The 12,634-nt window shown below is 52.7% G+C and carries 10 protein-coding genes and 1 other RNA gene; 4 read left to right on the plus strand and 7 right to left on the minus strand.

All coding sequences use genetic code 11. From position 1 onward, the window contains the following. Positions 1-131: 131 nt before the first annotated feature. Positions 132-1,073: a LysR family transcriptional regulator gene (locus tag GA565_RS20050; protein WP_152200349.1), complete on the minus strand. Its 942-nt coding sequence runs from the start codon at positions 1,071-1,073 to the stop codon at positions 132-134. Positions 1,074-1,226: 153 nt separating this feature from the next. On the opposite strand from GA565_RS20050, the gene GA565_RS20055 reads away from it, so the two are divergent. Beyond that, entirely contained in the window at positions 1,227-3,014 is a 1,788-nt protein-coding gene (locus GA565_RS20055) for an adenine deaminase (protein WP_152201660.1), read from the plus strand. A 98-nt stretch (positions 3,015-3,112) separates the two neighbouring features. Further along, positions 3,113-4,456, plus strand: a complete 1,344-nt coding sequence (locus tag GA565_RS20060) for an NCS2 family permease (RefSeq protein WP_152200351.1) — start codon at positions 3,113-3,115, stop codon at positions 4,454-4,456. Positions 4,457-4,527: 71 nt separating this feature from the next. Here the strand turns inward: GA565_RS20060 and ffs are convergent. Next, positions 4,528-4,624: signal recognition particle sRNA small type (gene ffs, locus GA565_RS20065), an RNA gene on the minus strand. A 142-nt stretch (positions 4,625-4,766) separates the two neighbouring features. Here ffs and GA565_RS20070 point away from each other — a divergent pair. Next, positions 4,767-5,075 carry an MGMT family protein gene (locus GA565_RS20070; protein WP_152200353.1) on the plus strand — a complete coding sequence of 103 codons (309 nt, stop codon included), beginning with the start codon at positions 4,767-4,769 and terminating at the stop codon, positions 5,073-5,075. Positions 5,076-5,143: 68 nt separating this feature from the next. On the opposite strand, the gene GA565_RS20075 is transcribed toward GA565_RS20070, so the two are convergent. Further along, positions 5,144-5,713, minus strand: a complete 570-nt coding sequence (locus tag GA565_RS20075) for a YbaY family lipoprotein (RefSeq protein WP_152200355.1) — start codon at positions 5,711-5,713, stop codon at positions 5,144-5,146. Between the two features lie 291 nt (positions 5,714-6,004). On the opposite strand from GA565_RS20075, the gene tesB reads away from it, so the two are divergent. After that, positions 6,005-6,871, plus strand: a complete 867-nt coding sequence (gene tesB, locus GA565_RS20080) for an acyl-CoA thioesterase II (RefSeq protein ID WP_152200356.1) — start codon at positions 6,005-6,007, stop codon at positions 6,869-6,871. A gap of 109 nt (positions 6,872-6,980) precedes the next feature. Here the strand turns inward: tesB and amtB are convergent, their stop codons facing one another. From amtB to GA565_RS20100, 4 genes are all read right to left on the minus strand, one after another. Further along, positions 6,981-8,267 carry an ammonium transporter AmtB gene (amtB, locus tag GA565_RS20085; RefSeq protein ID WP_152200358.1) on the minus strand — a complete coding sequence of 429 codons (1,287 nt, stop codon included), beginning with the start codon at positions 8,265-8,267 and terminating at the stop codon, positions 6,981-6,983. 54 nt (positions 8,268-8,321) lie between these two features. Further along, positions 8,322-8,660, minus strand: a complete 339-nt coding sequence (gene glnK, locus GA565_RS20090; RefSeq protein WP_009639071.1) for a P-II family nitrogen regulator — start codon at positions 8,658-8,660, stop codon at positions 8,322-8,324. 355 nt (positions 8,661-9,015) lie between these two features. Then, positions 9,016-10,824: a SmdB family multidrug efflux ABC transporter permease/ATP-binding protein gene (locus tag GA565_RS20095; RefSeq protein WP_304621430.1), complete on the minus strand. Its 1,809-nt coding sequence runs from the start codon at positions 10,822-10,824 to the stop codon at positions 9,016-9,018. Further along, positions 10,821-12,590, minus strand: a complete 1,770-nt coding sequence (locus GA565_RS20100; RefSeq protein WP_152200360.1) for a SmdA family multidrug ABC transporter permease/ATP-binding protein — start codon at positions 12,588-12,590, stop codon at positions 10,821-10,823. Before GA565_RS20100 ends, GA565_RS20095 begins: the two co-directional genes overlap by 4 nt. Between the last annotated feature and the right edge of the window lie 44 nt (positions 12,591-12,634).

Consider the following 12,634-nt stretch of genomic DNA (forward strand, 5'->3'; position numbering starts at 1 on the left):
TCGGCTCAATGTATTTTTTTACTTATCTTAAATTTATGTCCGATAATGTTATTAATTAATCAGGCTAAAATTCAGGACACATTTACCTCGCTAATGAGTTCCACTCAGTGAAACTCAATATCCTTCTTTGCCTATTTCCCACTCTGTAATTTCAGCCGTTGATGAAACGCCTGCAGTAAATATTGAAAGCACTGCTCCGTTTGCGGTGAGCGTAAAGGTGAATTCGTTCTCATCATTACTACCGTGCGGGTTAATTCTGGCTGCTGTAAATGCACCACGGTTAATTCACTGTCATTCAGCGTTGAAGTGTAGAGTTCGGGCAATATAGCCAGCGCCAACCTTGAGCGTACCAATCCGTAAAGTGTCTCTTGAAAATCGACCCGATAGGCGATATCCAGGCTTAAACGATGGCTTTCAATGAGCGAGTTAACGAGACGACTCACATTCCCCTTGAGGAAGATAGCGATGGGCCGTCGCGCCAGATGTCGCCAGGGTAGATGGTGGCCATCAGCGAGCGGATCGTCCTTGCGCATTACGACCACAAAGGGGTCCTCAAGCAGCGGGAACACTTCTATTTTTGCCGGTACCGTGCTGTCGAGCGACCCAAGTCCAAAATCAATCGACCCCTTCTCAAGCTCTATCAAAAGCCGATCATTGGTCAGATCATGAAATTCGACCCGAAGATGTGGGAAACGTGTTGCCAGTAATTCGGGAACCGCCGGAAAAAGCAGCGTACTGACCGAGGGCACCAGACCGATTCGCAAGGTTCCGTCACCGCCCTGCGCCATAATTTGCAACATGTCATCGAAGGTATTGTGCGCAATATTCAGCATTCTTTCCGCATAGGGCAAAATCGCCAGCCCGCGATCGGTCAGAGTCACCGCCTGCGCCGTACGATTTACCAGTTTGCCGCCAAGCACGGACTCAATCTGGCGAAGCGCGCTGCTCAAGGCAGGCTGACTGATAGCCAAAAGATGTGCCGTAGCGGTAAAGCTGCGCAGCTCGGCAAGCGTAACAAAATACTGAATTTGTTTAAGCGATAACGCAGGCAGCCTGCGCCAGGGTTCAGACATAAATCCCCGTCAGTTCAATGATGCAGCAGAAAGTGTTAGCCAGCATAACCCCATCTTATCCACTGATAAAATAAATCATCTGTTAAATCGCTGTCGGCCTGCCTACAGTAAGGCCATTCCTCGTTTTCGACCCCTAATTTGGCAGACAATATGATGACCACAGACAAACCGGCCATTTCGCTACGGCGGCGCGCAGTTCAGGCAGCGATGGGTGAGACGCCTTTCGATCGATTGCTAAAAAATGCCCGATTGATTGACATGGTCACCGGTGAAATCCGCGAGGTCGATATCGGCCTGTCCGGCTCGATGATTGCCAGTGTTCATCCGTGCGGTGATGACTTTGAGGCGACAATAACGCAGGACCTGGCCGGTGCCTACCTCTCCCCCGGCCTGATTGACACACACGTTCACGTAGAAAGCTCACACCTGCCAGCTCATCGCTACGCGCAAATCGTGGTTGCGCAGGGAACGACCACCATTTACTGGGATCCGCACGAGCTGGCCAACGTACTGGGTGTAGAAGGGGTGCGCTATGCGGTGGAATCGAGCCGCGGCCTGCCGCTGCGAGTAATCTGTGCTGCGCCTTCAAGCGTGCCATCAACGCCCGGTCTTGAGACATCAGGCGCTGATTTTCGCGGTAAAGAGATGCAAACCATGCTCGCCTGGCCAGACGTTGCCGGCGTTGCCGAAATGATGGACATGCACGGCGTGATCACCGGCAGTGAACGCATGCTAGAAATTCTTGATGCTGGCCTTAGCAGCGGCAAGTTGATTGAAGGCCACGCGCGCGGGCTTAAAGGCAAAGAGCTGCAGGCCTATTTAGCGGCGGGTGTTGGCTCGGACCATGAGCTGACCTCGGCCGAAGACGCGCTTGAAAAACTGCGGGCGGGGCTGAATTTGCAAATTCGCGGCTCGCATCCGTATTTACTGCCCGACATTGTTAACGCATTGAAAACTCTGCCACATCTGTCATCGCAAATCACGCTGTGCACCGACGACGTACCGCCGGACTTTTTGCTTGAACGGGGTGGAATGATTGCTTTGGTCAATACGCTGATCGACTGCGGCTTACCGGCTGAAGACGTGCTGCGCATGGCAACCTTTAACGCTGCGCTGCGCCTGCAGCGTGCCGATTTAGGTCTGATTGCCGCTGGCCGCAGCGCCGATTTCTTCACCTTCGATTCACTGGAAAAGATCTGCCCTGAAAAAGTTTTTGTCGGTGGGCAATGCATCGCCGAAAGCGGTCGCATGCTGATTGAAGAAACTGAACCCGCAACCACGATTCAGCCACCGCGCGACACCATGCACCTTTCGCCGGTCAGTGAGTCTGACTTCGCCATCCGCATTCCAAACGTCAACAATGGCAAAGCCACGCTACGACACATCAAGGGTGCGCGCTTCACCCAATGGAGCGAAACCACCGTAGACGTGCGTGCGGGCGTAGTGCAATTGCCCGCGGAGTTTAGCCTGATCTGGGTTCTGCATCGTCATGGGAAATATCCGGCCAAGCCTCAGCTCGCCCTGCTCGAGGGCTGGGGGGAATTACGCGGTGCGATTGCCACCTCCTATTCCCATGACGCGCATAATTTGGTGGTTCTCGGGCGTGACCCTGCCGAAATGGCGCTGGCGGCGAACCATCTTATTACCTGCGGTGGGGGCATGGCGCTCAGCCAGAATGGAAAACTGCTGGCCAATGTCGACATGCCGATTGCCGGAATGTTGTCTGATTTACCTGCCGAACAGTTGGCCGTGCAGTTTAAAAATCTGCGAGATTTGAGTGCCAAAATCGCCGACTGGGAGCCGCCTTATCGGGTGTTTAAAGCAATTGAAGGAACCTGCCTGGCCTGTAATGCCGGCCCACATCTGACTGATTTAGGGCTGACCGACGGCGGAACGCGACAAATCATCGACCCGCTTACCGACGCATGGGAAGTACTATAAATAATCGTTTTACGTGAAGGGCAACTTATTAAAATAACATAAACGATTGATAGTAAATCATAAAAAACGATAATTCATTTTGTTCAGGGGAACACAACATGGCAGAACCATCCGTTACCAACGCCGTCTCCGGTGGAGGCTGGCTACAAAGACGTTTCAAGCTTTACCAACGTCAAACCAGTGTGAAAATCGAATGTCTTGCGGGTATTACCGGTTTTTTGGCCGCCGCTTATCTTTTGGTAGTCATCCCAGGTTTGCTGGCAGTCGGCGGCATTGATAAAGGCGCTGCGCTGACAGGCACCATTATCGTTCTGGTTGCCGGCAGTTTGCTGATGGCCTTCTATGCCAACCTGCCGTTTATGGTCGGGCCTGGCATAGGCGGTTCGGTACTGGTCGGTATCACGCTGGCAGGTGACGGCATTACGTGGCCTGTGGGGCTGGGAATAGCCTGCTGGTCGGGTATCTTATTCTTTCTGTTGACCATTTTGGGGCTTCGCGAAGTGGTTACCCGCTCGATTCCGCAGTCGATCAAGCTGGGCCTGACAGCGTCTATCGGCATCTTTGTTGCCTTACTTGGCTTTCGCAATGCGGGTCTGGTCACCGCCAACGTTAAAACACACGCCCTTGGACTGGGTGATTTTACCGCGCCCGGGGCGCTGATTGCGCTGCTGGGTTTATTAATCGCGATCGGGCTGCAGGCACGTCGCGTTCCCGGCGCCATTTTGTGGGCCATTCTGCTCGCCACGCTGGCCGGTCTGCCTTTCAACATTACACATTTACCTGCCGAATGGATTTCCCTGCCGCATTCATTAACGCCGCTTATCGGTAAAGTTGACCTGCTGGGCGCGCTTAATATTGCCTTCCTGCCGTTCCTGTTTATCTTTTTTGCCTCAGAGTTTTTCTCGACCATGGGCACTACCCTGGCCGTTGGCGGTGAAGCAGGACTGCTCGACGAACACGGCAATATGAAGAACATTAATCGTCCGTTTGTTGTCGATTCTATTGCGGCGGCGCTGGGTCCTATTTTCGGTATTCCTGCGGCGACGGCACTGATTGAATCAGCGGCAGCTGCCGAAGCGGGTGGTAAAACGGGGCTAACAGCATTGACGGCGGCGGTGATGTTTTTACTGATGCTATTGTTGACGCCTATAGCACTGATGATCCCCAAAGAGGCTACGGCGCCAGCATTAATCTTGATTGGGCTAAATATGTTCAGCGGCTTGCGCAAAGTCGATTTGAGCAACTTTACTGAAGGCCTGCCGGTGTTGATGATGGTGATGGCTACGCTGATTTCTAACAGTTTCGGGACGGGTATTGCCGCAGGGTTGCTGTTCTACGTGGCGATAAAAGTCGTGGCGGGGAAAGCGCGTGAAGTGCCGGTGAGTCTTTACGTTTTGGCTATTCCGCTGGTTTATTATTTTGCAACGCTGACGCACCATTAACGCTGGGTCGACGGGTAAATGGGTCTGATGGGGAAAAAGAAAATAATGCGGTGGGGCTGAAATGGTGGAGGCCCTGCCAGCTACATCCCGGCACACACGACACCTGCTATGGCTGCTTCCTTCCGGACCTGACCGAGTTAACAAGTTAGCGTTGCGGGAGAACCAACAGGGCCCCCATTGACGTTGACGGCTTCAATACTGCGAAGCGGTGGGCATTATCAGGGATGACCTAAACAAAAGCAAGTTAACTGCCGACAACCGTTGTTTTCTTATACAATCAACGGTGAATTCTTTTCAGAAAGGTGTTTGCATGTCAGAAGTCGACAATTTTCGCCAGCGGGTGTTTCAAATCATCGCGGCTATTCCCTTGGGGCAAGTGACCACCTACGGCGAAATCGCTCGCCTGGCCGGTTCACCGCGCGCCGCACGTCAGGTAGGTGGGGTCTTGAAGAAATTGCCTGAGGGTAGCAGCCTGCCTTGGCATCGCGTGGTCAATCGTCATGGTGAAATTTCACTTCATGGAGAGGATTTTAAACGACAGCGTCAGGCCCTACTTGCCGAGGGTATTATCTTTAAAAAAGGGCAAATTGATTTGCTAAAGTTTGGCTGGAAGTTGTAACTCCCTTCTCCCGCAGGCGGAAGAAGGGACAGACTTGACGGCCCAATTTATTAATTAATAAGACTTAATTAATAAGAGGTAATAGGAGCCGGTTGGGGTACAGGTACCGCGTTAGGGGCGGCATCACCCGTGTTACCCATAGGACCTAAACCCGTGGGTTTGGTCGCAACAGGGACCGCCGTTACCGGAACCAGGTTCAGGTCGGCACGCGTGCCTTTCGCACCGTTAATCACTTCTTTAATATTATCGGTGATAAACACCAGACGGTCGTTCACCGTCACGGCAGCACTCAGGATAATACGGGCATTAGGCTGAATATCCTGCGGGTTGTACGGCAGGATGAAGCTGAAGGGTGCCTGTTTACCGTCGGTGCGTGCCACTTTCTGCGCAATCACGCGAGAAGGTGCGTCAGCCAATGAGGCATCCGACAGAGTTACCGTCAAGACCGCATCAGGCGGCAGTGCAACGCGCTGCGAAATGTTCACCACACCCGAGACATTGGGTCCGGTAATGGCCGGTGCCGACGTCGGGCTAGCGCTCGAATTGGGGGATGGCTGCGGGGGTGCCTGATGGTGTGTAGCACAACCTGCAAGAGCAAAAGACAGCGCGGTTCCACCTACTATCTGCCAAAGTTTCATTGATCGTACTCCTTTTATGATCATCTGCACGACACGGTTTTCTATATGCCGATTTGATTGGAATGGATTATTTAACCACTCGTATTAATAACTATGGCACACAAAACTGAATTATTCCTGCCGTGGCCTTAATGAACCCTTCTGCTGCTATCCGCTATCTACTATCATAAATTGAGTAATTCTTGCTGTGACAGACGATTAGCGTCATTTTTAGCGCCAGTGAGCCGCCATAATTAACGGCATTTATGAGAAAATTCCGACCCAGTAATTCCTACATTCACGAGGCAACCTATGACTCAGGCACTAAATAAACTACTGGATCTCCTCAATCTTGAAAAAATAGAAGAAGGGTTGTTTCGTGGTCAGAGTGAAGATCTGGGACTGCGCCAGGTATTTGGCGGACAGGTAGTTGGGCAGGCGCTGTACGCCGCCAAGCAGACGGTACCTGGCGATCGCGGCATTCACTCTTTTCACAGCTATTTTTTGCGACCGGGCGACAGCAGCAAGCCGATTGTCTATGACGTAGAGAACCTGCGCGACGGCAACAGTTTCAGTGCGCGTCGCGTTAAAGCCGTACAGAGTGGCAAGCCGATATTTTACATGACGGCGTCATTCCAAAGTCTGGAGGAAGGCTTTGAGCATCAAAACAGCATGCCCGAGGTTCCAGCACCCGAAACGCTTATCTCCGAGTCCGAGATAGCCAAAAAGTTTGCGCACATCATTCCCGAAAAAGTCAGGGAAAAGTTTATCGGTCAAAGACCCATAGAGATGCGTCCAGTTAAGTTTCACAACCCGTTGCAGGGCAAGGTAGAGCCTCCGGAGCGCGCAGTATGGATAAAGGCCAACGGCGCCATGCCGGACGACCTGCGAATTCATCAATACCTGCTGGGCTATGCTTCAGACTTCAACTTTTTACCCACGGCGTTACAGCCGCACGGTGTGGGCTTTCTTGAACCGGGCATGCAGGTCGCCACCATTGATCACTCAATGTGGTTCCACCGCCCTTTCCGTCTTGATCAATGGCTGCTGTACAGTATTGAAAGCACCTCGGCCTCAGGCGCGCGGGGATTCGTTCGCGGACAGTTTTACACCCGAGAAGGCGTGCTGGTTGCCTCCACCGTGCAGGAAGGGGTCATGCGGCAGAGAAAGCCGGAGTAAGCGGCGCAATGTTTAAGTAAAAAAAGAAGGGGGACGATAATTATCGTCCCCCTTTTTGCTATCTCATCATTATCCATTTACAGGGATAGTGTGTCTCGCTCCACCAGGATTACTGGTTGTAAGCGTTTTCGCCGTGGCTGTTAACGTCCAGACCTTCGCGTTCTTGTTCTTCAGGAACACGCAGACCCACAACCATGTCAGCAATTTTGTAAGCGATGAAAGCAACCACGCTTGACCAAACCAGAGTCACTACAATGCTCAGCAGCTGGATCCAGACTTGGTGGCCCATGGTCACACCTTCTGCATAGCCGGTACCACCCAGAGAGCTGGCACTGAATACGCCGGTCAGGATACAACCTACGATGCCACACACGCCGTGAACGCCGAACACGTCACAGGTATCATCAACGTTGAGCCATTTTTTCAGAGTAACAACACCCCACAGGCCAGCAACGCCGCCGACCAGGCCAATAATCAGAGCACCACCAACACCGACGGTACCACACGCCGGGGTGATAGCAACCAGACCCGCGATAGCACCGGAACATGCGCCAAGCAGCGAAGGTTTGCCGCGCACCATCCACTCAACCAGCACCCATGACAGGATTGCGCCTGCGGTTGCCATCACAGTGTTAAGGAACGCCAGCGCTGCGATTGAGCTTGCCGCACTTGCTGAACCGGCGTTGAAGCCGAACCAGCCCACATACAGGATAGCTGCACCGGTGAACACCATTGGCAGGTTGTGTGGTTTGAATGCCTCTTTACCGAAGCCCGCACGTTTACCCAACAGGTAAGCACCGACCAGACCTGCGCTTGCCGCGTTGATGTGAACAACGGTACCGCCCGCAAAGTCCAGCGCGCCGTCTGCTGCCAAGAAACCGCCCGCCCAAACCATGTGTGCGATTGGGATATAGGAGAAGGTCAGCCAGATAACAGTGAAGATCAGAACCGCAGAGAAACGAACGCGTTCAGCGATGCCGCCCACAACCAGCGCAACCGTAATGGCCGCGAAAGAGCATTGGAAAGCAACGTGGATCATCTGCGAGAAGGTGCCGGTGACAGACGTCAGACCGATACCTTTCAGCATGGCATTGCTGAAGCCGCCGAAGAAGGCATTACCTTCGCTGAAGGCCAGGCTGTAGCCGTAAAGCATCCACAGTACGCAAACCAGAGCAAAAGTGACGATAACCTGAGTCAGCATCGACAATACGTTTTTTGAACGCAGTAAACCGCCGTAAAACAGTGCAACGCCGGGCACGGTCATAAACAGCACCAGCGCGGTACAAATCATCATGAAGGCATTATCAGCGCCATTGGCTACCGGGTCGGCAGCCATTGCCAGCGTAGGCAGCATCGCTACCGCAGCCAGGCCCATCATGGATAAGAGTTTTTTCATTATCAATCTACCCCTGTTTCTCTTATATAAAAGTTCTACTATCCGAGTCTGTAATTACAGCGCTGCTTCGTCGGTTTCGCCGGTGCGAATACGAATAACACGTTGCAATTCGGCAACGAAAATTTTGCCATCACCGATCTTGCCGGTGTAGGCCGCTTTACTGATCACGTCGATAACTTCATCGAGCTGATCGTCAGCGATTGCGATATCTATTTTTACTTTTGGCAGGAAGTTGACGCTGTACTCAGCACCACGATACAACTCCGCATGACCTTTTTGGCGACCAAAACCTTTTACTTCTGTTACGGTCAGCCCTTGAATGCCCACAGCAGACAATGCTTCACGCACGTCTTCCAGCTTGAAAGGTTTGATCACCACAGTAACCAGCTTCATTTTGCCACTCCTTAAATTAAGAGCTTATCGTGATGCGACTCACGCCCAATACAAAAAGGTTAAAGCAAAGGCTGTGCCAAATGTGTGCAAAGTTGACGATTCAGCTAATTAACGCCAACCCACGCCATATTCGGATTATTCAAGGACCTTTTTGGCAAGAGTGATACAGCTGCGGGTGAACAAAGTGTAGCCGATTGAGCACCAACTTGGTGCATGGCGGTCACAAAGAGTGCAGAGGGATCAGAGCCCGCTGAGGCGTTGCATGATGATGGTGCGTTGAATCAACAGGGGGGATAGTAAGAAGAGTGAAAAGTACGTCATAAAGCCGACCCTCAGGTGACTTTATGACGTAATTTTAGATAAGCGGCAAGGCTTCAGACTGCTCGGCCGAGGCAAGTTCTTCACCGGCCAACTGCAGCTGATACATCTGATAGTAGCGGCCTTTTTCCTGCAGCAGCTGGAAGTGATTACCCTGTTCAACCGCCTGTCCACGATGCAGTACCAGGATGTTATCGGCATCCACAATGGTCGAAAGACGGTGAGCGATAACCACCAGCGTGGTTTGCTGCCTGATGGCACGCAGGGCGCGTGAAATAGCCTGCTCGGTGCCGGAGTCGATATTTGCCGTTGCCTCGTCGAGGATCAAAATCTCGGGGGCTTGCACCAAAACACGTGCCATCGCCAGAAGCTGTTTCTGCCCAACGGAGAGATTATTGCCCTGCTCACCGAGCCGAGTGTGAATCCCCTCAGGCATGGCCTTAACCAACGGGGCCAGCTGCACGGTTTCAAGCGCATGCCAGACCTGCTCTTCGTCAACGTCGCGCCCAAGTGTCACGTTGGCCAATACTGTTTCTGCCAGCACAACCGGGTCCTGCTGCACCATCGCAACGCCCTTGCGCAGGCAGGAGTGAGACAGGCTGGTCAAGGGACGGCCATCGATCAGGATTTCCCCTCGATTTAACGGGTAGTACCCCATCAGCAGGTTGGCTAAAGTACTCTTGCCGCTGCCGGTGTGTCCCACCAGGGCCACAAATCCGCGTGAAGGCACATGCAGCGAGATATTTTCGAGCACAAATTTGTCATCACGATAGGCAAAGCTTACCTCGCGAAAATCGATTTCACCGCTGGTCAACGGCTGCACGTCTTCACCGTACTCCTGCTGTGAGCGGTCCATCAAATCAAAAATACGCTCACCGGCCACCACCGCCTGCTGAAGAATTGACTGCTGCGAGGTGAGTGCAATCAGCGGTTCATTGAGTCGCGACAGATAGTTAATAAAGGCATAAAGCACACCGACGCCAATACTGCCCTCTTCGCTAAAACCAAACAGCACCAGCAGCCCGCATAATATTAACGAACCAAATAGACTGAGCAGTGGACGAAGCAGGAACCCTTCCAGCTTCAGCGTTTTCATACGCGCCAGATAATGCGACTGGCTGGCGCGACTTAGACGCTCACCAAAGCGTTTTTGCTGACGAAACTGCTGAACTACGCCCATGCCATTAATCACTTCATTAAAGCCGTCGTTAATATCGGCCAAATAGGTGCGTACCTGCCGCACCACCGGCGTGCTGTAGACCTGATACAGCGCCATTACCACCAGCACAGCGGGGAAAATACAGATAGCAATCAGTGCCATGCGCCAGTCGAGCAAGAACATCGCCACCAGCATGGCACCAATCAGGGCAATGCTTCGCAACACCGTTGAAACGACGGTCACATAGAGGTCACGGATGACCTCGGTATCATTGGTGACGCGCGAAATAAGCTGCCCCACCGGCTGGGTATCAAACGCACTCAGGGGCTGGCGCAGCGCGGCATCCATCACGTCAGTACGCAGGCGCTGCACGACGCCGACGGCAGCGCGGTTAAACAGCAACGCCTGCGAATAGTGCAGGCTGGCGGCCAGTATTTGCAGTACGATAAAAGTCACCGCAAGCAGGCTGACCATGCCCAGTGGCAACAGCCCTTTTGACACATAGTTGTCAATAAAATAGCTGATGAGGATCGGGCCAAGCACTTCGGCAGCGGCGGCTATCCACAGCATGATCACCGCAGTAGACAGAGGTTTGCGGTAGGATTTCCCGTACACCAGCAGCCGTTTGAGCGTGGGCCATAGTTTAATTTTTTTGGCTGGGGCAGCCTTTGAAAGAGTCTTACTCACGGTTTAACCGGCTCCTGTTGGGCAGGAACTTCATCCAATGCCGCTTCAAGCTGTTGATAACGATGCATATCACGATACCAACCCGCGTGGGTAGAGAGGGTTTCGTGATTACCTCTCTGGGCAACCGTTCCCTTATGAAACACCAAAATTTCTGCCGCATCTATCAGAGCAGACAGACGGTGCGCACTGATAATCACCGTTTTATTGCTGCCCCACTGGCGCAGATTTTGCAAAATCTGGTGTTCAGTGCGGCCATCGACGGCACTAAGAGCATCGTCAAGAATCAAAATTTCAGCATCAAGCAGCAACGCACGAGCAATCGAAATACGCTGCTTTTGACCGCCGGACAGCATCACGCCCCGCTCGCCCACTTCGGTTTCATAACCCTGCGGCAAACGCAAAATATCGTCATGCACACAGGCCATTTTCGCCGCCTGTTCAATTTCTGACTGCGTAGCATCAGGGCGACCCAAGGCAATGTTTTGCGCCACGGTGTCTGAAAATAGAAATGGCGTTTGGCTGACGATGGCCATTTTCGAACGCCAGTCATCGAGCAGAATGTCGCTCAACGGCTTGTTCTGATAGCGAATGCTGCCTTCGGTGACGTCAAACTGTCGCTGTATCAGGGCCAAAAGCGTGCTTTTTCCTGCGCCGGTCGGGCCACAAAGCCCCAGCATCTTGCCCGGAGCCAGACTGAATTGAAGCTCCTGGAGCGCGGGCGAATGGGTTTTAGGATAGTAAAAGTTATCAATATCAACATCGAGGGTGCTGGTGTCGGCCGAAAGCGGCTGAGTGCCGTCAACCACACACGGCGCTTCCTGCAGGAGGCTGCGGATACGACTGTAGGCAGCGCTGCCACGTTCAACGATGTTAAACATCCACGCCAACGCCAGCATCGGCCAGATCATCAATCCCAAATACATCACAAAACTGGTGAGCTGGCCGAGGGTAAGATGACCGTTGACCACCATCCAACTGCCGCCGCCGATAGCCAACATATTGGCCATGCCGATAGACACATAAATCGTCGGATCAAAACGGGCATCGACGCGGGCAACACGCATATTTTTGACGCCAGTGTCCTGCGCCACATCGGCAAACTGTGAAGACTGATGGTTTTCGAGCCCAAACGCTTTGATCATGCGAATGCTGGTCAGACTCTCCTGCGCCTGGTCGTTTAATGACGAAAAGGCCGCCTGAGCGACTTTAAAACGTTGATGCAGCTGGTCACCGTAGCGCTTGATCACTGCCGCCATAATCGGCATTGGTACCAACGACAGCAGGGTTAATTCCCAGCTAATTTGCGTCGCCATCACGATAAGCACGGCGAGGCCCATCACCAGTGAATCCACCAGTGTTAATACCCCTTCTCCGGCAGCAAAAACCACGCGATCTACGTCGTTGGTGGCGCGGGCAATCAGGTCGCCGGTGCGGTGACGTAAATAAAAGGCAGGATGCTGGCGACTCAGCTGACGATAAAAATTCTGGCGCAGTTCAACCGCTAACTGATACGAAGCCCCGAACAGCAACACGCGCCACACATAGCGCAGTAAATAAACTAAAATCGCGGTGCCAAGGATAAGCCCAAGCCAGCCAAACAGTTTATTGGCGGGCAGGGTTTTGCTGGTGACGCCATCAATAATGATGCCCACAAGTTTTGGCGGCAATAGCTGCAGAATGGCGATGATAATTAACAGAGCGACGGCTCCCAGATATCTACGCCATTCGCGGCGGAAATACCAGGCCAGTTGGGCAAACAGTCTCACGCAGATTTTTCCATGATTTTAGTTTTAAAATTCTTTGATTTTCC

Source organism: Rouxiella sp. S1S-2, assembly GCF_009208105.1.
GTDB lineage: Bacteria > Pseudomonadota > Gammaproteobacteria > Enterobacterales > Enterobacteriaceae > Rouxiella.

Excerpts from the sequence above, each read along its gene's own strand:
- GA565_RS20050 (WP_152200349.1), bottom strand. The coding sequence starts at position 1,073 with ATGTCTGAACCCTGGCGCAGGCTGCCTGCGTTATCGCTTAAACAAATT.
- GA565_RS20055 (WP_152201660.1), top strand. The coding sequence starts at position 1,227 with ATGACCACAGACAAACCGGCCATTTCGCTACGGCGGCGCGCAGTTCAG.
- GA565_RS20060 (WP_152200351.1), top strand. The coding sequence starts at position 3,113 with ATGGCAGAACCATCCGTTACCAACGCCGTCTCCGGTGGAGGCTGGCTA.
- GA565_RS20070 (WP_152200353.1), top strand. The coding sequence starts at position 4,767 with ATGTCAGAAGTCGACAATTTTCGCCAGCGGGTGTTTCAAATCATCGCG.
- GA565_RS20075 (WP_152200355.1), bottom strand. The coding sequence starts at position 5,713 with ATGAAACTTTGGCAGATAGTAGGTGGAACCGCGCTGTCTTTTGCTCTT.
- tesB (WP_152200356.1), top strand. The coding sequence starts at position 6,005 with ATGACTCAGGCACTAAATAAACTACTGGATCTCCTCAATCTTGAAAAA.
- amtB (WP_152200358.1), bottom strand. The coding sequence starts at position 8,267 with ATGAAAAAACTCTTATCCATGATGGGCCTGGCTGCGGTAGCGATGCTG.
- glnK (WP_009639071.1), bottom strand. The coding sequence starts at position 8,660 with ATGAAGCTGGTTACTGTGGTGATCAAACCTTTCAAGCTGGAAGACGTG.